The 20,795-nt window shown below is 69.2% G+C and carries 17 protein-coding genes; 13 read left to right on the top strand and 4 right to left on the bottom strand.

What is annotated here, in order from left to right; all coding sequences use genetic code 11:
- Positions 1-14: 14 nt before the first annotated feature.
- Positions 15-1,316 carry a UDP-glucose dehydrogenase family protein gene (locus AC07U4_RS21120; protein WP_137897794.1) on the top strand — a complete coding sequence of 434 codons (1,302 nt, stop codon included), beginning with the start codon at positions 15-17 and terminating at the stop codon, positions 1,314-1,316.
- A 38-nt stretch (positions 1,317-1,354) separates the two neighbouring features.
- On the opposite strand, the gene AC07U4_RS21115 is transcribed toward AC07U4_RS21120, so the two are convergent.
- The 4 genes from AC07U4_RS21115 to AC07U4_RS21100 all read right to left on the bottom strand — a co-directional run bounded on the left by AC07U4_RS21115 (position 1,355) and on the right by AC07U4_RS21100 (position 6,229).
- Positions 1,355-2,419 (bottom strand): glycosyltransferase family 2 protein, encoded by a 1,065-nt coding sequence (locus AC07U4_RS21115; protein WP_495196940.1) that lies wholly within the window; start codon positions 2,417-2,419, stop codon positions 1,355-1,357.
- Between the two features lie 249 nt (positions 2,420-2,668).
- Positions 2,669-3,643 carry a UDP-glucuronic acid decarboxylase family protein gene (locus tag AC07U4_RS21110; RefSeq protein ID WP_495196939.1) on the bottom strand — a complete coding sequence of 325 codons (975 nt, stop codon included), beginning with the start codon at positions 3,641-3,643 and terminating at the stop codon, positions 2,669-2,671.
- A gap of 36 nt (positions 3,644-3,679) precedes the next feature.
- Entirely contained in the window at positions 3,680-4,678 is a 999-nt protein-coding gene (gene galE, locus AC07U4_RS21105) for a UDP-glucose 4-epimerase GalE (protein ID WP_495196938.1), read from the bottom strand.
- 141 nt (positions 4,679-4,819) lie between these two features.
- Positions 4,820-6,229, bottom strand: coding sequence for a hypothetical protein (locus tag AC07U4_RS21100; RefSeq protein ID WP_137897797.1), 1,410 nt, complete (start codon positions 6,227-6,229; stop codon positions 4,820-4,822).
- 309 nt (positions 6,230-6,538) lie between these two features.
- Between AC07U4_RS21100 and AC07U4_RS21095 the strand changes: the two genes are divergently transcribed.
- The 12 genes from AC07U4_RS21095 to AC07U4_RS21040 all read left to right on the top strand — a co-directional run bounded on the left by AC07U4_RS21095 (position 6,539) and on the right by AC07U4_RS21040 (position 20,789).
- The gene (locus AC07U4_RS21095) at positions 6,539-7,567 is read left to right on the top strand and encodes a glycosyltransferase family 8 protein (RefSeq protein ID WP_495196937.1); all 1,029 of its coding nucleotides are present in this window, start codon (positions 6,539-6,541) and stop codon (positions 7,565-7,567) included.
- 96 nt (positions 7,568-7,663) lie between these two features.
- Positions 7,664-9,178: a lipopolysaccharide biosynthesis protein gene (locus AC07U4_RS21090; protein WP_495196936.1), complete on the top strand. Its 1,515-nt coding sequence runs from the start codon at positions 7,664-7,666 to the stop codon at positions 9,176-9,178.
- Between the two features lie 37 nt (positions 9,179-9,215).
- On the top strand, positions 9,216-9,548 hold the full coding sequence (locus tag AC07U4_RS21085; protein WP_495197028.1) for a YnfA family protein: 333 nt from the start codon (positions 9,216-9,218) through the stop codon (positions 9,546-9,548).
- A 310-nt stretch (positions 9,549-9,858) separates the two neighbouring features.
- Positions 9,859-10,359, top strand: coding sequence for an RNA polymerase sigma factor (locus AC07U4_RS21080; protein ID WP_495196935.1), 501 nt, complete (start codon positions 9,859-9,861; stop codon positions 10,357-10,359).
- Positions 10,356-11,312, top strand: coding sequence for a FecR family protein (locus AC07U4_RS21075; protein WP_495196934.1), 957 nt, complete (start codon positions 10,356-10,358; stop codon positions 11,310-11,312). Before AC07U4_RS21080 ends, AC07U4_RS21075 begins: the two co-directional genes overlap by 4 nt.
- The gene (locus AC07U4_RS21070) at positions 11,309-13,696 is read left to right on the top strand and encodes a TonB-dependent receptor (RefSeq protein ID WP_495196933.1); all 2,388 of its coding nucleotides are present in this window, start codon (positions 11,309-11,311) and stop codon (positions 13,694-13,696) included. Before AC07U4_RS21075 ends, AC07U4_RS21070 begins: the two co-directional genes overlap by 4 nt.
- 87 nt (positions 13,697-13,783) lie before the next feature.
- On the top strand, positions 13,784-15,049 hold the full coding sequence (locus AC07U4_RS21065; protein ID WP_495196932.1) for a glycosyltransferase family 4 protein: 1,266 nt from the start codon (positions 13,784-13,786) through the stop codon (positions 15,047-15,049).
- Complete coding sequence (locus tag AC07U4_RS21060; protein ID WP_041394059.1) at positions 15,049-16,146, top strand: KpsE/RkpR family capsule polysaccharide export protein; 1,098 nt, start codon at positions 15,049-15,051, stop codon at positions 16,144-16,146. Before AC07U4_RS21065 ends, AC07U4_RS21060 begins: the two co-directional genes overlap by 1 nt.
- Positions 16,143-16,949, top strand: a complete 807-nt coding sequence (locus tag AC07U4_RS21055) for an ABC transporter permease (RefSeq protein WP_495196931.1) — start codon at positions 16,143-16,145, stop codon at positions 16,947-16,949. The genes AC07U4_RS21060 and AC07U4_RS21055 overlap by 4 nt, the downstream gene beginning before the upstream one ends.
- Positions 16,946-18,337 (top strand): ABC transporter ATP-binding protein, encoded by a 1,392-nt coding sequence (locus AC07U4_RS21050; RefSeq protein WP_495196930.1) that lies wholly within the window; start codon positions 16,946-16,948, stop codon positions 18,335-18,337. The genes AC07U4_RS21055 and AC07U4_RS21050 overlap by 4 nt, the downstream gene beginning before the upstream one ends.
- Entirely contained in the window at positions 18,334-19,626 is a 1,293-nt protein-coding gene (locus AC07U4_RS21045; protein ID WP_495196929.1) for a glycosyltransferase family 4 protein, read from the top strand. The genes AC07U4_RS21050 and AC07U4_RS21045 overlap by 4 nt, the downstream gene beginning before the upstream one ends.
- The gene (locus AC07U4_RS21040) at positions 19,626-20,789 is read left to right on the top strand and encodes a polysaccharide biosynthesis/export family protein (RefSeq protein WP_041394055.1); all 1,164 of its coding nucleotides are present in this window, start codon (positions 19,626-19,628) and stop codon (positions 20,787-20,789) included. Before AC07U4_RS21045 ends, AC07U4_RS21040 begins: the two co-directional genes overlap by 1 nt.
- The last annotated feature ends 6 nt before the right edge of the window (positions 20,790-20,795 follow it).

The raw sequence follows: 20,795 nt of genomic DNA, 5'->3' as shown, positions 1-20,795 counted from the left end.
GACGATGAGGCTCTATGCGTATTACCATGATCGGTTCGGGCTATGTCGGCCTCGTCTCGGGTGCCTGCCTGTCCAACTTCGGTCATGATGTGATCTGCGTCGACAAGGCGGCCGACAAGATCGCCGCGCTCGAGGCAGGGCGGATGCCGATCTTCGAGCCCGGACTCGACGCGCTGGTCGCCGCCAACGTCGCGGCCGGCCGGCTACGCTTCACCACCGATCTTGCCGCGGCGGTGGCGGGCGCCGATGCGATCTTCATCGCGGTCGGCACGCCGGCGCGACACGGCGACGGCCATGCCGACCTCAGCTACGTCTTCGCCGCGACCGAGGAGATCGCCGCGGCGGTGACCGGGCCGACCGTCGTCGTGACCAAATCGACCGTGCCCGTCGGCACCGGCGACAAGGTCGAGGCGATCCTGCGCGAGAAGCGCCCCGACGTCGCGGTGGCGGTCGTCTCCAACCCCGAATTCCTGCGCGAGGGCGCCGCGATCGGCGATTTCACCCGCCCCGACCGGATCGTCATCGGCACCGACGACGAGGTCGCGCGCAAGGTGATGCGTGAGGTCTACCGCCCGCTCTACCTCAACGAGAGCCCGATCCTGTTCACCGGCCGGCGCACGTCCGAGCTGATCAAATATGCGGCAAACGCCTTCCTCGCGACCAAGATCACCTTCATCAACGAGATCGCCAATCTGTGCGAGGCGGTCGGCGCCGACGTCCAGGACGTCAGCCGCGGCATCGGCCTCGACAACCGCATCGGCAAGAAGTTCCTGCACGCCGGCCCCGGCTATGGCGGCTCGTGCTTCCCCAAGGACACGCTCGCGCTGCTCAAGACCGCCGAGGATCACGACAGCCCGATCCAGATCGTCGAGGCGGTGGTCAAGGTCAACGACAGCCGCAAGCGCGCGATGGGCCGCAAGGTGATCGCGATGCTCGGCGATGCGCCGCGCGGCAAGACGGTCGCGCTGCTCGGCCTGACCTTCAAACCCAACACCGACGACATGCGCGACGCGCCGTCGATCGCGATCGTCCAGGCGCTGCACGATGCCGGCGTGACGGTACGCGCTTACGATCCAGAAGGCATGGCCGCGGCACGCGCGACGCTGCCCGACATCACTTATTGCAGCGACGCCTATGACGCCGCGACGGGCAGCGACGCGGTGGTGATCGTCACCGAATGGGATGCGTTCCGCGCGCTCGACTTCGAGCGGCTGAAGCGGACGATGGCGGCCCCGGTGCTGGTCGACCTGCGCAACGTCTACCGCCCCGCCGAGATCGCCGCGCTCGGCTTCGCCTATACCTCGATCGGGCGGTGAGCCGGCTGGCGCCGGTCCGGCACGACCGGATCGGCGCCCTATTCGAACTTGCGGGTCAGCGACAGCATCGAGCGCCAGAACAGCGAGCGGTTGGTCTGGGTGCGCGCCTTGCGCACCTGGCGTTCGACCAGCCGGCGCGGCGCATAGCCGAGGAACGCCAGCCAGCCGAACCGCGCGACGCTGCCCGGCCAGCCGAACGGGTGGAGCTCGACCAGCCAGTGGACGGCGTCGGTCATCACCGTCTGGCGGCTGTCGGGCGGGCGCTTGTCCGGATCGGCGAAGCGCAGCGCCTGCATGCGATATTCGAGCGCCTGGAACGAGCGCAGCAGCGGCTGGCGAACCGCGACGCCCTGCGTCTGCGCCGCGCTGACGAAGGCGCGTTCGAGCACCCGGTCGAACGCGAGCCAGCGTAGCGCGGTATCCGCGCTCCACGTCTTCTGCGAACTCGCCCAGGCGTTCTGGCCGTGGACGCGATAGCCGCCAAGCACTTCGCGCAGCGAGCGCACCGGCCCGTAGAGCGGCGCGAGCTTGCTGAGATAGCCGTCCGGCGACCGATAGACCGTCTTGGCATCGATCGGCATCACCCGGTCGAGGAAGCCGCGGACGAAGACGTTGCCGGTCGACACCGTCCAGGGATACCAGCCCGAGCGCGCCGCGCCGCGCAACACGTCGTCGGCGGAGAAATTGGGCGGGAAATGCGGGAACGGCATGTTCTGGTCGGCGCCGGTGCGGTCCAGCGTCGCCAGCCGGAACTGCACCTTGGAATCGCCCGGCTGGAGCATCGCCAGCGCGCGGCGCAGGCAGTCGGGATGGATCAGGTCGTCGGCGTCGAGGAACAGCACCACGTCGCTCGACGAGGCGGCGTAGCCGGCGTTGACCGCCTCGACATGGCCGCCCTGCGCCTTCATCACCGCCCGGATGCGGTCGCCATAGCCGGCGATGATCGCGGCCGAATGGTCGGTGGAGCCGTCGTCGACCACGACCACTTCGACATCAGGATGATCCTGCGCTAGCGCGCTGTCGATCGCGGTGGCGAGGAATTCGCCGTAATTGTGGTTGATGACGACGACGCTGGCCCGGATCGACGGCATCCCCTCAGTCATGCCGGCGATCCCGTTCCTGACGGATATGTAGTCCCGCGTCATGCGGCCGGCACAATACATACTGGTCTATCGTGCGCACGCCCGTTTTGGTCCTAACCGTTTAGCTCGCTGGATCGCGGCAACTTGCATGTTGTGGTAATGCTATGATTACCAACACCTTCAAGTCGCCTGGCTAAGCGATGATCCATGGCATGGCCGGCGCGGGATTTGCAAGCGTCACGCCGCCACGGCGACGGTGATTTCGTCCTATCATGGATCGGCCGGCTGGTGCTGGGCGTAACCGGTGAGCTGCGCGTCGAAATAGGCGATCGTCTTCTCGAGACCCTCGCGCAACTGGATCTTCGGCTCCCAGTCGAGCTGTTGACGCGCCAGCGTGATGTCGGGGCGGCGCTGGCGCGGATCGTCGGCGGGCAGCGGCATGTGGACGATCCTGGAGCGCGAGCCGGTCAGCTCGATCACCAGCGTCGCCAGCTCCAGCATCGTGAACTCGACCGGATTGCCGATGTTGATCGGGCCGGTGACGTCATTCGGCGTGTCCATCAGCGTGACGAACCCGGCGAGCAGGTCGCTGACATAGCAGAACGACCGGGTCTGCTCGCCCGATCCGAAGATGGTGATGTCCTGCCCGCGCAGCGCCTGGACGATGAAGCTCGACACGACGCGCCCGTCATTGGGGTGCATGCGCGGCCCGTAGGTGTTGAAGATCCGTGCCACCTTGATCGCCAGGCCGTGCTGGCGGCGATAGTCGAAGAACAAGGTCTCGGCGCAGCGCTTGCCCTCGTCGTAGCAGGAGCGGATGCCGATCGGGTTGACGTTGCCCCAATAATCCTCGGTCTGCGGGTGGACGCTGGGGTCGCCATAGACTTCCGAGGTCGAGGCCTGGAAGATCTTGGCCTTGGTGCGCTTGGCGAGGCCGAGCATGTTGATCGCGCCGACGACGCTGACCTTGGTGGTCTGCACCGGATCGCGCTGATAGTGGATCGGGCTGGCCGGGCAGGCGAGATTGTAGATCTCGTCGACCTCGACGAACAGCGGGAAGCTGACGTCGTGGCGCATCAGCTCGAAACGCGAATTGTCGCGCAGATGGTCGACGTTGCGCTGCGTGCCGGTGAAGAAATTGTCGACGCACAGGACGCGATGGCCGCGGGCGAGCATCATGTCGCACAGATGCGAGCCGAGGAAGCCGGCGCCGCCCGTGATGAGGATGCGTTTCTCAAGATGCATGATCGGTCCCCGAGGAGCGGATGGAGGCGGCCGGGGTCAGGATGACACGGCCTCGCGATGGGTCTTTACGTGCCATTGCCAGGCCGAGGCGATGATGTCGCGCAAGGCCGAATGGCGCGCGGTGAAGCCGAGGTCGTCGCGCGCGACCGCGACGTCGGCGACGAGCTGCGGCGGATCGCCGGGGCGGCGGTTGCCGGTCGGCGTGGCGAGCGGCCGGCCGGACACCGCGGCGATCGCGGCGAGCACCTCGGCGACCGAATGGCCGACGCCCGAGCCGAGGTTGAAGATGCGTCGGCCGCCGGTGCCGGCGAGCAGCCGCTGCACCGCCAGCACGTGCGCGCGGGCAAGGTCGGCAACATGGATATAGTCGCGGATCGCGGTGCCGTCGGGGGTCGGGAAGTCGCTGCCGAACACCTGGAAATCGGGGAGATGGCCGAGCAGGTGAAGGATCGCGCGCGGAATGAGATGCGGTTCGTACTCGCGGTCCTCGCCCAGCTCGCCGTCGAGGTCGGCGCCGCTCGCGTTGAAATAGCGCAACGCGACGAAGTCGAGGCCGTAGGCGGCGGCATAATCGGCGAGCATCCCTTCACCGATGAGCTTGGTCCGGCCATAGGGATTGACCGGCGCCGGCACCGTGTCCTCGGAGATTGGCAACGTCGTCGGGTCGCCATAGACCGCGCAGGTGCTCGAGAAGACGATCCGGCCGCATCCTGCCGCGCGCATGCCGGCGAGCAGGCCGATCATGCCGCCGACGTTATTGTCGTAATAGCGTGCGGGGTCGGCGACCGATTCACCGACATAGGCGTCCGCGGCGAAATGGATCACGCCCTCGGCGTCATGATCGGCGATCGCGCGGGCGACCGCAGCGGCATCGCGGACGTCGCCCTCGACCAACGGTCCCCAGCGTACGCGCGCCGGATCGCCCAGGCTGAGATTGTCGTAGGTGACGGGCAGGAACCCCTCGGCCGCGAGCGCCTTGCAGGTATGGCTACCGATATATCCCGCCCCGCCGGTTACCAGAATGCGCCTGCTCATGCGTTGGATTCCTGTGCTACGGCCGTGAGATCAAAGGTGAATTACCCCGGATCAGGACAGGATTAACGATCGTGTGTTGATAACAGGTATGTACACCGGCGCCACCCGGCGCGGTGCCGCCACCCGTATCTCGGCCCGGCCTCAACGCTGCGCCACGGCATTGGCCTGCACGCGCGGCGCCCGCGGTACGCGTCGCCGGCGCGTCGCCACCGGGATCAGCGTCGGCAGCGCGGTGGTGATCGCGAACAGCGTCGCGTTGAACGCGCCGAAATCGACCAGCGTGCCCGCCACCGCGCTGGGGACGAGGCAAACCGCGAGGCTGTAGCGCGCACCGATCACCACCCGGCGGATCTCGTCGCTGGCATTGCGCAGGCCCAGCGTCAGCAGCCGCAGGAAGAACAGTGCCATCAACAGGCCGCCGATGACGCCGGTGCTGCTCAGCACCGCGACCGGCCAGCTCGATGCGCGGGTCGAACCGACGCCGACGCCATAGCCGCCGGTGGCGACCAGGCCTTCGAGGCTGACGAGGTTCCAGCTGCTGCGCTCCGAATAGGAACTGCTCGACGTTTTCTTGAAGATCAGGCTGTCGACGAGTTCGACCGCGCCGTTGAACATGCTCGGCGTCGCCACCACCAGCGCCGCGACGATCAGCCCCGCAGCGCCGATCACGAGCAACTGGATCAATGCCCGCTTCTCGTCGGCGGGGTGGCGCAATGCCATGACGTTGGCGACGACCGCGAAGACGCCGAGGATACCCAGTCCCAGGAAAGCGGCGGACGAGGTCGACAGCACGGTGAACGCGATCAGCGCGAGCGCCATCGGCGTCTGGATCTTGGCATAGATGCCGCCCAGCGCCTCGCCGATCCGCGTGAAGTAGATGATGGCACCGAACGACAGCACCAGCGCGCCATAGGCCGAGGCTTCGGTGTTGAAGCCGATGACGCGGCGCATGCCGCCGACGTCGTCGCCGTCCATGATGACATAGGTCGCGGTGCGCAGCGGCGCGAGCATGCCCGAACCCGCGGTCGCCATGTCGATCATCCCGGCGATGAGCGCCATCGCGCCACCGACGAAGATCGCCTGATAGACCATGCGCCGCGTGTCGGTCTGCAGCAGCAGCTGATAGATGGAGATGGTGATCGCGAAGGCAGCGAGCAGGTAGAGCGGCTGGGTGATATTGCCCGAGCCGAAGCCCAGCGGGCTGCGCGTGATGTTGTTGAGCCCCATGATTGGCGCACCGTGGAACAGGAACGGCGCGGTATAGGTGACCATCAGCCCGTAGACGATGAAGGCGGTGAGCAGGCCGAGCTTGTTATAGTCGAGCAGCCCGTCGATCAGCAGGTGCGGTTTGCGGCAGGCGATGAACGAGCGGATGCAGAGCAACGCCGAACAGGCGGTGTGCGGCAGGAAGGTGGTACCGCCGGTCAGGTTGACGGGCAGGATGGCGAGCGAGCCGAAGGCGAGGCTGGCGAAGAACAGATACAGCGTCCAGCGGATACCCGACACCGCCGCAGCGAAGAACAACAGCCAGAAGATTGCTAGAACGACCATTGCAGACCCTTATCGGGGCGCGGGACCATCGCCTGACCGCACCCTTCCCGAAGAAGGCGACGCCGTCGCACGATGGACGCGCACCGTCCGTCGACCTGATAGCAGGCAACAAAACCGTAGCATCGCCTGTCGCCCAAGGCTATCCTCGTGGGCCGAACCCGTGCCAAAACGGGCGCTTACTAATTATTGACCTGCGTCGACCATAGGGGGACATGAACGCGGCGCACCGCGGGATGCCCGTCGTGCCATGCTGGTCGCGACGTGAGGTCGGCCCGGCGCCGGCCCGATGCGCCAGTCAGGAGTGTACCGGTGAACAAGCTAACCCTGGGGACACCCGAGTGTGACAGGCCGGGGATCACCCGGGTCATCACCTTCGTGAGCGACCGCGGCTATGTCGGCCAGGCGATGATCGCCGCCTCGCAGCTTGCCGCGCAACCCGATGTCGTCGCGATCGCCGACATCATCATCTATCTGATCGATATCCCCGACGAGGAACAGGCGGCGATCCAGACCGCACTCGGCGGGGCGCGGTTCAACTTCCGCTTTCTCGACAGCCGCCGCTTCATTCCCGACAGCGTCGACCGCCTGCCCGACCTGCATTGCCCGAGCTCGACCTTGGGCCGGCTCGCGGTCGAGGCGGAGATCCCGGCGCAATATGAGACGGTCATCTATATCGACGGCGACGTCCAGATCGTCGGTCCGGTCGCGCCGCTGATCGCGCACGACTGCCCGCCGGGCACGTTGCTGGCGGGGGCCGACCGGCTCGACAACGGCGGCCGCTACGCCAATCCGCAATCCTATCTGAAGGGCATCGGCATCGACCGGGTCGCGGATTATTTCAACGCCGGCGTGATGATGGCACAGCGCGAGGCGTGGCGGACGTTCACGACGCAGGCGCTGCGCTTCCTCGCCGAGAACCCCGAACGCTGCAAGCATCACGACCAGAGCGCGCTCAACGCGGTGGTCAGGTCGCAGCGCGAGATGATGCATCCGCGCTACAATTATTCGACCTGGTTCCGGCTCGCCGATCTCGATCGCTCGCTCGGCCCGCGGATCGTCCATTTCACCGGCCCGGTCAAACCGTGGAATACCACCAACGGACCGTGGGACCCGAGCCACCGCCAGGTCTATGTCGATTTCCTCAAGGACTATCCGTATTTCGCCAAATATCTCCGGATCGATTCCAGCCGGAACATCGACCCGAAATATCTCACCACGTCGGTGCGGATGCGGGCGCGGCGGATGGCCAAGGCGGCCAAGGAGGCGGCCGAGCACCGCTGGCAGGCGGTGCTGCTCAAGCGCTTCCTGCACAGGACTTTTTTCACGTCACGCGATTGAGTAGGACGCGCCGACGTGCGCCGCCCCGATCGCCGGGCGGCCGCCGGGGCTGCGGGGAGCGGGCCGGCACTGGATGATAAGGGTGGCATTGCGGCGATGACGGACAAGTCAGGGGGCGGGCCGGAGCGTGGGCCGGGGGTCGGCAGCCGGACGGCGGGCAGCGTGGCGTGGCTGATGGCCTCGCGGCTGATGGCGCGCGGCATCGATTTCACCACGCTGATCGTGCTCGCGCGGACGCTGTCGCCGCAGGATTTCGGCCTGATCTCGGTGGCGATGACGCTGATCTTCATCGTCGAGGCGGTGTCCGAACTGCCGATCGTCCAGTCCTTGGTCCGGCTCGACCAGATCGGCCGCAGCCATCTCGACACCGCCTTCACCATCGGCGTGATCCGCGGCGCGATCCTCGCCATCGTCATCGCCGGCGCCGCCTTTCCCTTCTCCTGGGCCTATGCCGATCCGCGACTGGTGCCGCTGATCCTGTTCCTCGCGCTGTCGCCGATCGCGCGGGGGCTGCAGAGCCCGGCGATGGTGCAATATGCCCGCCGCATCGACTTCCGCCGCGATCTGGTGATCGAGATCGTCAGCAAGGTGTTCGGCTTCTCGGTCGCGGTCGTGCTCGCGATCACCACCCACAGCTATTGGGCGATCGCCGCGGGCACCGTCGTCACGCCGCTCGCCAGCATGGTGCAATCCTATTGCTTCGCGCCGTTCCGGCCGCGGCTCGGCCTGTCGCAATGGCGCAGCTTCGCCGGCTTCCTCGGCTGGGCGAGCTTGGCGCAGGCGCTCGCCGCGCTGAGCTGGCAGTCGGACAAGCTGATCCTCGGTCGTTTCATCAGCAAAGGCGACCTCGGCCATTTCTCGATGGCGGCGGACCTGTCGTCGGTGCCCGAACAGGTATTGGTGACGCCGGCGATGCGGCCGCTGATGGCCGGCTTCGTGACGCTCAAGGATTCGCGCGAGCGGATGGCGCGCGCCTATCTGCGCATCTCGCAGACGCTGCTGACCATCGCCGCGCCGGGCATGATCGGGCTCAGCCTCGTCGCCGATCAGGTCGTGCCGGTGGTACTCGGCGGCAACTGGATCTCGTCGATCCCGATGTTGCGCTGGCTCGCGCTCGCGCCGGTGTTCGTCGTCTGGGTCTCGCCGCTCGACCCGATGGCGATGGCGATGGGCCGCACCGCGATCTTCCTGCGTCAGCGCCTCGTCGAGATCGTCATCAAGCTGCCGGTGCTGGTCGCGCTGATCTGGCATTTCGGCGTGATGGGCGCGGTGATCGGCCGGGTCCTCACCAATGCGACGATGATGCTGGTGACGATGGGCTATGTCCGCAAGCTCGTCGGCCTCGGCATCGTCGCGCAAGTGCTCGCGCCGTGGCGGATCGCGCTCGCCACCGCCGGCATGGCCGCGGCGATCCTGCTGCTGCCCGATGCGATGCGCCAGTCGCTGTCGCTGGTCGCGGTGATCGGCACCGTCGTGCTCGGCGCATCGGTCTACGGCGCGATCCTGCTCGGCTCCTGGGCGGCGGTCGGCCGTCCCGAGGGGCCGGAGAGCATGGTGGTCGACCGGCTGTCGCAGATCGGGCGGCGGTTCGGGCGGCGCGGCCCCGCATAGGCCACCGGAGGCCTTTGCCATGAGCGCGAACGCAACGATGACGGCCTTTGCATTCCTTGCGGCAGCGCTGGCCGAAATCGCCGGATGCTTCGCCTTCTGGGCCTGGTTGCGCCTCGGCAGATCGATGTGGTGGGTCGTCCCGGGCCTGCTGTCGCTATGCCTGTTCGCCTCTCTGCTCACGCTGCCGGCCGTGGCGCAGGCGGGGCGCGCCTATGCTGCCTATGGCGGCGTCTACATCGCATCGGCGGTCGTCTGGCTATGGCTCGCCGAAGGTACGAAGCCGGATCGCTGGGACGTCCTGGGGGCCTGCGTGTGCCTTGCCGGCGCAGCGATCATCTATTGCGGCCCGCGCGTCGCGTCCGGGACTTGACCGCCGCCTTCCGTGAGGGGGCAAGGCTGCGGCTCCAAGGGTTTGCCCGTCCGACTCCGTCTCGGTTGCTAAAGACCGGGAAAGACCGACAATGCGCCTCGACGAGGGTCTGCAAGACAGGACGGATGGATGGGACGAGACGCGGCCGATCGCGGCTTGCGCGGCGGACAGGTGCGTCCCCCCGCTGGACGAGACCGCCGATGATGCCTCTTCCCCGCGTACCGGAGCGGACCACGGCAAACATGGCTTCTCCTGTCAGGCCTCTCCGATTAGACAGCGGCATCTTCCAACGCGGACGACCCGTCACACCATGCCGCCGAACGGCCTCGAAGCAGTCTATCTGGACAATCGTGACAAGCTGCTTCGTTTCCTCCGGGCACGTGGTGCGGGCGAGGCTGCCGAGGACCTCGTCCATGACCTCTGGCTCAAGGTGGCGGGGCGCAGCGACGGACCGATCGCCAATCCCGTCGCCTACCTCTATCGGGCCGCCGATATGCTGATGATCGACCGCTATCGCTCGCTGCGGCAGGCGGAACGGCGCGACCAGGCCTGGCACGACGGACAGCAGGATCATCCCGCGACCGCGCCGACCCCGGAACGCGAGGTCGGCGCGCGGCAGGAGGCGGCGAAGGTCACGCAGCTCCTGCGCAGCCTCGGCGATCGCAAGACGACGATCTTCCATCGGGCGCGCGTCGAGGGGGTGCCGCAACGGGTCATCGCTGCGGAGCTGGGCATCAGCCTGAGTACGGTGGAGAGCGATTTGCGCGACGTGACCAAGGCCTTGGTCAAGCTGAAGGGTGAGATACGATGAGCGCGTTCGGACCGGGCGCCGCAGGACATGTCGTCGACGGCGTGGCTCTGGACTGGGCGCTGCGGATGGCCGAGCCCGATGCCGATTGGGACGCCTTCACGCAGTGGCTCGAAGCGGATGCGGGGCATGCGGAGCTGTACGATCGCGCGGTCGTCGCTCTGGCCGCCGCGACCGAAAGCGTCGCGCGGACCGTCGCGACGCCGCCACGCGCCGCGAATGATCCCGAGCCGGTCATTGCCGAGCCTTCGCAGCGGCCGGCACGCGGCATCTGGCTCGCCGTCGCCATCGTGCTGGTCGGCTTGTTCGGTTTCGGTCTTTGGCGCGAACAGGATCGATCCTATACGATCGCCACCATGGCGGGTGAACGGCGCAGCATTGCGCTTGCCGAAGGCAGCAGCATCGAACTGGCCGGCGGGTCGCGCGTCCGGCTCGATCGGGCCCGGCCGCGTCGTGCCACCGTCGAGGCGGGCGAGGCGCTGTTCCGGGTGCGCCACGACGCCGACGCGCCGTTCCACGTCGATGTCGGCGGCCTTGCGCTGACCGATCTCGGCACCGTGTTCGACGTGCGGGTGCTGGGCGCGCGCAAGCAGGTCGCGGTCGGCGAAGGCGCGGTGATGGTCGACCCCAAAGGCGCTGCGCTCCGCCTTGACCCCGGTCAGGGGGTCGTCGCCGATGGCGACACGTTGCGGCGCACGCGGACGGACGTCGCCGATGTCGGCGCCTGGCGCGATGGCCGCCTCGCCTATGACGGCGCGACGATGGCGGAGGTCGCCGAAGACCTGTCGCGCCAGCTCGGCTGGCGCATCACCGCCGCCCCGGCGGTCGCCACCCGGATCTTCAACGGCACGCTGGAGATGCACGCGTTTCGCGACGACCCGACGCTGCTCGCGGCGCTTCTGGACGTCAGCGTGCGGCGCAACGGCGACGGTTGGACGCTGGATCTGCCTCGGTGAGGCGCGGGACGAGCGGCATCGCCGCCTGCGCGCTGCTCCTCGTCTCGCCCGCGGTTCGCGCCGAGACCCTGTCGATCAACCTGCCCGGCGGCACCGTCGGGCAACAAGTGACCGCGCTCGGCCGTCAGGCCCGGATCAGCATCGTCGTGCCCGACGCATCGCTCTGGTCGCGCGCGGTCCCCGCATTGCGCGGACGGTTGTCGGCCAAGGCGGCGCTCGTCGCGATCGCCGCACGCGCGCATGCGCAGGTCGAGCCGATCGGCGCGCAGAGCTGGCGGCTGCGCCCCGCGCCGCCCGCCGCGCCCCGTCTGCTGCCCCGCCCGAAACCCCCGTCGCCGCCAACCCCCGCGCCGCAGCCCGACGGCGACATCGTCGTCACCGCCAGCAAGCGCGATACGACCCAGGACAATTTCGCCGGCCAGGTCTCGAGCATCCCGGGCGGTGAACTAGAGCGCGGCGGTGCCGGCGGCACGGATCGTCTCGTCCAGCGGCTGACCAGCGTGACCTCGACCTATCTCGGCGCCGGCCGGAACAAGCTGTTCATCCGCGGCATCGCCGATTCGAGCTTCACCGGCCCGACCCAGGCGACGGTTGGCCAATATTACGGCGACCTGCGTCTCAGCTACAACGCACCCGATCCGGATCTCCGCCTCGCCGATCTCGCGGCGGTGGAGGTATTGGAAGGCCCGCAGGGCACGCTCTACGGCGCCGGATCGCTCGGCGGGCTGATCCGGCTGGTGCCCAATCCGGTCGCGCTGGACCGTGCCGCGGGATCGGTGGTGGTCGGCACGTCCGCGACGATGCATGGCGGTCCGGGGCTGGACGCACAGGCGGTGCTGAACGTGCCCGTCGTCACCGACCGGCTGGGCGTGCGCCTCGTCGCCACCGACGCGATCGAGGGCGGCTATATCGACAAGCCGCTGCTCGGCCGCGCCGACGTCAATCGCACCCGCATCGAGGGCGGGCGGGCGACCGCGCACCTCGAGATCGGGTCCGGCTGGAGCGCCGAACTGATCGGCATCGGCCAGCGGATCCACGGTGCGGACAGCCAATATGCCGATCGCGACGGCGCGCCGCTGACCCGCCTCGCCCCGGTGACCGAGGGCTTCCGCGCCGATTACGGTCAGGCACAGGCGGTGATCGCCGGTCAGATCGGCGCGGTCCGGTTCCGCTCGACCAGCGGCCTCACCGCGCACGACCTGCTCGAACGCTATGACGCGACGCCGCCCGGCGGCCCGCCCCGCCTGTTCGTCCAGGCCAATCGGACGCGGATGCAGGCGAACGAGACCCGCGCCTGGCAGAGCGCCCCGGACGGCTCGGGCTGGCTCGCCGGCATCAGCTACGTCCACAATCAGACCCGGTTGCGCCGCCTGCTCGGCGCGCCCGACGCGCCCGCGCCGACCACCGGCGTCGTCAACAGCGTGCGCGAATGGACCGCTTATGGCGAAGGCAGCATTCGTCCGCTGCCCGGCCTGCTGCTCACCGGCGGCCTGCGCGCGACGCGGTCGACGCTGGACGGCAGTCCTGAGGATGTCGCCACCACGGCGCGCGACGGCGAGACGGCGCAGCGGTCGCAGACGATCGTTCTGCCGGGGGCCTCGGCGCTCGTCGACGTCGCCCGGCGCACCAAGCTGTTCCTGCGCTACCAGCAGGGATTCCGTCCGGGCGGGCTGGCGATCGAAAGCGACTATGTGCGCCAGTTCCGCAACGACCGGGTGGCGACGATCGAGGCCGGGGTGCGCCATGGCTCGCCGCTCGCCGATCTCAGCGTGACGGTCGCGCGGGCGTCGTGGCGCGACATCCAGGCCGATTTCATCGACGGCCTCGGACTGCCGAGTACCGCCAATATCGGCAACGGCCGGTTGTGGACGATGGAGGCGACCGGCACGCTGCGCCCGGTCGGCGGCCTGCGCCTTGAAGGCGCGGTGTCGTACAACGACGGTCGCATCGAAGAGCCGTCGAGCCGGCTGCTCGCGCTGATCGCGACGCCGGAACTACCGCCGGGGGCGGCGGCCACGCGCGCGCAGGCCTCCGCCCGGCTCGAACAGATTCCCAATATCGCGAAGGTGACCGCGCGGGCCGGGGCCACCTACCATCACGATCTCGGCGCGGCGGGGCTGACGGTCGACGGCTGGCTGCGCTACGTCGGGTCATCGCGGCTCGGCGTCGGCCCGGTGCTCGGCCAGCGGCAGGGCAGCTATCTCGATACCGAGGTCACCGCGCGGCTTGCTTTCGCGCGCTTCGGCGTGACCGCGGGGGTGAGCAACCTGCTCGACACGCGCGGCAACCGCTTCGCGCTCGGCACGCCGTTCGCCACCGGCCGCGATCAGGTCACGCCGCTGCGGCCACGCACCTTCCGGATCGGCCTCGACACGCGTTTCTAGATCGGGCGTCAACGGCGCGGTGGGCACGCTCCGGAAAAATTCGCGGGGCCACCAAGGTCGGGGCGCGGCGCCTCCGTCTGTCTCAGGATGAATGCGGTCACTCCAGGCTTCCCCAGCGCGGCGACAGGCGAGGCGCCCGTCCTGCTCGACGTGACGCGTCTGGTGGCGCTGCGCTGGACCGGGCGCCCGGCCAACGGGATCGACCGGATCTGCCTTGCCTATCTGCACTATTTCGCGCCGCAGGCCCGCGCGGTGGTGCAGCATCGCGGCGTCATCCGCGTGTTCGGCCGATCGGCGTCGCGCCGGCTGTTCGCGCTGCTGGCCGGCGATCGTCGTCGCGGTATCCGGCATCGGCTGGCGCTGCATCTCGCCGCGGCACTGGCACGGCCGCGTCGGCCCCGTCCGGGCGGCCTCTACCTCAACGTTTCCCATACCGACTATGACCTGCCGGCGCATGTCCGCTGGATCGCGCGCCACGGCCTGCGCGCCGTCTACCTCGTCCACGACCTGATCCCGATCCTGCACCCGGACCATTGCCGCCCCCACGCCGTCAGGCGGCATACGGACCGCGTCGCCGCGGCGCTGCACCACGGCGCCGGGATCATCGTCGGCAGCGCCGCGGTGGCGCGCGACCTGCACGCGCATGCGGCGCGGCTGCGCCTCCCCTGCCCGCCCGTCGCGCTCGCGCCGCTGGCTGGGGCCGCGCTGCCTCGCGATGCGCCACCGCCGGCCGACGACGATTATTTCCTGTGCGTCGGCACGATCGAGAGCCGCAAGAACCACGATCTGCTGCGCAGGGTCTGGGACCGCATGCGCGCCACCGCCGGTAGCATGCCGCCACGGCTGGTCATCGTCGGGCGATGGGGCAGCGGGGTCGCCGCGCTGCGCGACGCCCTCGCCGCGTCGCAGATGGCCGGCGGCCTGATCGAGATCGTCGAGGATTGCGACGACGCCACGCTCGCCTCGCTGATGCGCGGCGCGCGCGCGGTCCTGATGCCCTCGCTGGCGGAGGGGTTCGGCCTGCCGATGGCCGAGGCGCTGGCGATGGGCGTGCCGGTGATCGCCAGCGACCTGCCGTGTTTCCGCGAGGTTGGCCAGGGCATTCCGTGCCTGCTCGATCCGCACGATGTCGCCGGCTGGGCGGCGCGGATCGTCGCCTTCGATCGCGCCGCGGCGCAACGGCAGCGCCGGATCGATGCGCTGCGCGGCTATTGCCCGCCGAGCTGGGACGATCATTTCGACCAGGTCGCGCCCTGGATGACGGCCCTCGCCCGCCCGGCCGCCGACCTTCGCCCCGGGACCGGCCGTCCGGTGCCCGCCGGCTGTCACATCAATCTGGGAACCGCCAACTAGTGTCGTCCACATTCACGCGCCCGTCGCCGTTGTTCCTCGCGCTGGTGGTGGTGCCGACGGTCCTGGCGACGCTGTACTTCGCGCTGTTCGCCAGCGACGTCTTCGTCTCGGAGGCGCGCTTCGTCGTGCGCAGCCCGAGCAAGGCGGCGGTCACCTCGCTCGGCCAGGTGCTCAGCGGCAGCGGCCTCAGCGGCGCCACCGAGGAAAGCAATGCGGTGGTGGAGTATCTCGAATCGCGCGGCGCGCTGGCCGATGCCGATCGCGACGGTCTGCTGACCCGCGCCTATACCGCGGGGTCGGTGTTCCTGTTCGACCGGTTCGGCGGCCTGCTGCCTGCCAATCGCGAACGCTTCTTCGATTATTATCTCGGCAAGGTCGAGGTCGAGCCCGACACCACGACGCAGGTCCTCCACCTCAGCGTCAGCGCCTTCGATCCGGTCGCGGCGCGGGCGATCAACGAACGCCTGCTCGAACGCTCGGAAGCGTTGGTCAACCGCCTCTCCACCCGGGCGCGGTCCGACGCGCTGACCGTCGCTGAAAGCGACGCACGCGACGCGCAGGAGCGCGCGCGTACCGCCGCGGTGCGGCTCGCCGCCTATCGCAACCGCGCCGGCATCATCGATCCCGAGAAGGAGGCCGAGGCGCGGCTTCAGGGCATCGCCAAGCTCGACGACGAACTCGTCTCCGCCCGCACGCAATTGCAGCAGATGGAGGCGTTCACCCCGGCCGCGCCGCAGATCCCCTATCTGCGCACCCAGATCGACGGGTTGCAGAAGGAGATCGCGCAGCGCCGCTCGGGGGTCGCCGGCGGCCGCAACTCGCTGTCCGCCGCGGCCGCCCGCTACCAGGTGCTGCAGCTCGACAGCGAACTGGCCGCCAAACAGCTCGCCGCGACGCTGATCTCGTTGCAGGACGCGCATGCCGAGGCCCGCCGCAAACGCGCCTATGTCGAGCGGATCGCGCCGCCCAGCCTGCCCGATTATCCGATCCGGCCGCGGCGGCTGGGCGGGATTCTGGCGGTGCTGGTGCTCGGCCTGCTCGCCTGGGGCATCCTCACCATCCTGCTCGCCGGCGTGCGCGAGCATCGCGAGGGATGATCCCCGCCGCACCACTCGCCCGTCCGCCGCTGCACGACAGCCTGCGGGTCCAGGGCCGCGTCCTCGTCGCGCTGCTGCTGCGCGAGATGCTGACCCGCTATGGCCGGCACAATATCGGCTTCCTGTGGCTGTTCGTCGAACCGATGCTGTTCACGCTCGGCGTCGCCGCCTTGTGGACCGCGGCCAAGGCCTATCACGGCAGCAACCTGCCGATCGTCGCCTTCGCGCTGACCGGCTATTCCAGCGTGCTCCTCTGGCGCAACATGCCGGGCCGCTGCATCGGCGCGCTGTGGAGCAACCTGTCGCTGCTCTACCACCGCAACATCCGCGTGCTCGACATCTATGTCGCGCGCGTCGCGCTCGAATTCGGCGGGGCGTCGATGTCCTTCGCCGGCTTGAGCGTATTGTTCATCGTGCTCGGCTGGATCGATCCGCCCAAGAACATCCTCGAGGTGGTCGGCGGCTGGCTGCTCATCGCCTGGTTCGGCGCGGCGCTGGCGATCACGCTGGGTGCGCTCAGCCACGAAAGCGAGCTCGTCGACAAGCTCTGGCACCCCGCCTCATATCTGATCTTCCCGTTGTCGGGTTCGGCGTTCCTCGTCGATGCCCTGCCAGCCGCGGCACAGAAATACGTGCTCTATATCCCGATGGTGCATGGCACCGAGATCGTCCGCGAGGGCTATTTCGGGTCGCGCGTCCACGCCCATTACGACCTCGGCTACGTGCTGCCGTTCTGCCTGGTGCTGACCTTCGTCGCGCTGTTCACCACGCAATGGGTGGCGCGCCGCGTGGTGCCCGAATGATCCGGCTGACCGACGTCCGCAAGGTCTACCACACCCGCTCGGGCGACAATGTCGTGCTCGACGGCGTCGGCTTCGAGCTGGCGATGGGCGAACGGCTCGGCGTGCTGGGGCGCAACGGCGCGGGCAAGTCGACGATGGTCCGCCTCATCAGCGGCGCCGAGCGACCGACCTCGGGGCGCGTCGAGCGCGGCATGTCGGTGTCGTGGCCGCTCGCCTTCGGCGGGGCGTTCCAGCCGACGCTGTCGGGGATCGACAACATCCGCTTCATCAGCCGCATCTACGCGCAGGATTTCCAGCGCAACCTCGCCTTCGTCGCCGACTTTTCCGAACTCGGCGCCTATCTGCACGAACCGGTGCGCAGCTATTCCTCGGGTATGCGGGCGCGGCTCGCCTTCGCCATCTCGATGATCATCGAATTCGACTGTTTCCTGATCGACGAGATCGGCGCGGTCGGCGACGCGCGCTTCCACGATCGCTGCAACCACGAATTGTTCGGCAAGCGCGGCGATCGCGCGATGGTGCTGATCTCGCACGACCCGGGTTATCTGCGCGACCATTGCAACCGCTTCGCGCTGCTGCACGGCGGCCGGCTCGCGCTGTTCGACGATTTCGACGAGGCGTACGACCGGTTCCGCGAGGCGATCGGCCTCGTCGCCGCGCCGGCGATCGATCGCGCCGCGGCGGTCGACCGCACCGCGCTGATCGAGGTCGCGCAGCATCGCGCGCTCGCCGACGACCGTTTCCGGCTGCTCGTGCGCGAGGGCGACTGGCGCCGCGACGCGCGCGACTGGGCCGCGGCGGAGGAGCGTTATGCCGCCGCGCTCGCGCTCCATCCCTATCAGCGCTCCTATTGGGTGCAGCATGCACATGTCGCCAAGGAGGGCGGGCATTTCGCGCGCGCCGAGGCCTCGTACCGCACCGCCTGCGCGCTTGGCGAACCCGCCGCGGACGTCGTCGAGCATCTCCGCTTCGTCGTCGCGCAGGGCGGCGCCGAGCTCGCCGCCTGGCCGATCCATCCCTATCGCAAGGGACCGGCGGCTACGCAGGTGCCCGGCCGTCCCGATGTCGACGCATTGGCATGGCTGCTGTGGCCGGGCGCGACGGTCGCGGACACCGAGATGGTCGCGCTGCTGCGCCGCCACGGCAGCTGCGACGCGCTCGCCGCGGCAATGATCGCCGATCCGCGCTTCGCCGATGCCGCCGACGCCGTTCCGGATGCGGCCGATACCGACGCCGAGACGATCCGCGTCCTCGCCTTCGCGCATCTCCCCCCGGCCGACGGCGCGACCGTCGTCGCGACGCTGCCGACCGACGCGCCGATATGGCCGGCCGCGGCCGCGGCGGGCGCGTTCCGCGACTGGCCCGCCACCCAACGGGCATTCGCATGAAACACGTCCTGATCGACGGATACAATCTCGGGCTGGAGAAGGGCACCGGCGTCGCCACCTATGCGCGCAACCTCAGTTATGAGGTCGGGCGGCTCGGGCATCGCACCTCGGTGCTCTACGGCCATCAGGGGCTGGCGGCGCGCGAGCCCTTGCTGCGCGAGATCGGCTTCTTCGATAGCGGCACCGCCAAGCGGCAGGGCCGCCTGCGCGACCTTGCCGGCCTCCTGTCGCCGCTGGCTTCGCGCGCCGCGGCGGTGCCGGTGACCGGGCGGGTGGTGACGCGCCAGTTCGGCGCGCGGCTGCCGCATTACGACACGCTCTACAATGCCACCGACGTGTTCCGCCGCGCCAACGGCCGCTTCCACGCCTGGGGGCGGACCACGGCGGTCCGCCTGCCGGTGCAGCCCGACCTCGCGCATTGGACCTATCCCTTGCCGCTGCGCGTGCCGGGCGCGGCCAATCTATTCACGCTGCACGATCTCGTGCCGCTGCGGCTGCCTTATACGACGCTCGACGACAAGCGCCGCTATCTCGCGCTGCTGCGGACGATCGCGCGCACCGCGGACCATCTCGTCACCGTCTCCGAATGCTCGCGCCGCGACATCATCGAGCTGACCGGCATCGCGCCCGAGCGGATCACCAACACCTATCAGGCGGTCGACATCCCCGCCCGCTATCTCGACACGCCGGAAGAGCAGGTCGCGCGCGAGGTCGAGGGTGCGATCGGCGCGGGCTACAAGGACTATTTCCTGTTCTGGGGTTCTATCGAGCCCAAGAAGAACATCGGCCGCATCGTCGAGGCCTATATGGCGAGCGGGCTGACGACGCCGCTCGTCATCGTCGGTGCCCGCGCCTGGCGCGCCGAGGGCGAATTGCGCCTGCTCGACGCGCTCGCCAACGGCAAGCCCGCCAAGGGCGACGTGCGCCGCGGCCGCATCATCCAGCTTCCCTATGCGCCGTTCGGCCTGCTCGTCAGCCTGATCCGCGGCGCCAAGGCGGCGCTCTTCCCCTCGCTCTACGAAGGATTCGGCCTGCCGGTGCTCGAGGCGATGCTGCTCGGCACGCCGGTGCTCTGCTCGAACACCTCGTCGCTGCCCGAGGTGGCGGGCGACGCCGCGCTCGCGGTCGATCCCTATGACACCGCCGCGATCGGTGCCGGGCTGCGCGCGCTCGACGCCGACGCCGATCTGCGTGCCGATCTCGCGCGCCACGGCCTCGTCCAGGCCGCGCTCTTCTCTCCCGACCGTTACCGGGCGCGCCTCGCCGCGCTCTACGAGAGGTTCCTCTGATGCCCATCCCGCCGCGCCTGTCGGCCGCGCTCCTCCTGCTGCTCGCGACCGGCTGTTCGACGATCGGCGGCTCCGGCCCCTCCGCCAAGGCGATCGGCCGTGCCGCCCGGCCCGGCACCGCGGCCGACCGCGGCATCAGCGTCGTGCCGCTCGACGAGGCGACCGCGCGACGCGCGGCCGCCTTCGCCCGCGCGCAGCGGTTCGCCGACGTGTTCGGCGTGGTCGCGCCGACCAGCACGGTGATCGGCGTCGGCGACGTCCTCGACATCGCGATCTGGGAGGCGCCGCCCGCGGTGCTGTTCGGCGCGACGCCCCCCGGCGCCAATATCGGCAGCGCCATCGCGCAGAGCGCCGGCATCCCGCAACAGGTGGTCGGCGAGGACGGCACGATCACCATCCCGTTCGTCGGCAGCGTCGCGGTGCGCGGATCGACCCCGCAGGCGGTCGCGCGCACGATCGTCGCGCGGCTGGCGGGGCGGGCGCACAGCCCGCAGGCGATCGTGCGGCTGGCGCAGAACGACAGTCGCGCGGTGACGGTGATGGGCGAGGTCGGCGCGACCCGCCGCATGCCGCTGACCCCGCGCGGCGAACGCCTGCTCGACGCGCTCGCCGCCTCGGGCGGGTCGCGCCAGCCCGTCGCCAAGACGACCGTCCAGCTCACCCGCGCCGGCCGCACCGCGGCGATGCCGCTCGACGCGATCGTCCGCGATCCGACGCAGAACGTCATGTTGCAGGCCGGCGACGTCATCACCGCGATCTTCCAGCCCTATAGTTTCATCGCGCTGGGGGCGGTCGGCCAGAATGCCGAAGTGCCGTTCGAGGGCGGCGGCATCTCGCTGGCGCAGGCGCTCGGCCGGATCGGCGGCCTGCGCGACGATCGCGCCGACGTGCGCAGCGTCTTCGTCTTCCGCCTCGAACATCCCGAGGTGCTCGACCCTGAGATGGCGCGGACGGCGCGGCGCACCGCCGAGGGGCTGGTGCCGGTCGTCTACCGGCTCGACCTCGGTCAGGGCGCGTCCTTCTTCACCGCGCAGGATTTCGGCATCCGCGACCGCGACGTGCTCTACGTCTCGAACGCGCCGATCGCCGATCTCCAGAAATTCCTCAACATCGTGTCGAGCGCCGCCTTCTCGGTCACCGGCATCAACAACGCGGTGCAATGAGCGCCG

The sequence above is a fragment of the Sphingomonas sp. GW821-FHT02B09 genome (genome assembly GCF_059421875.1).
Note: the sequence above shows the minus strand (reverse complement) of the source record. Positions and strands in the feature narration are given on the sequence as shown.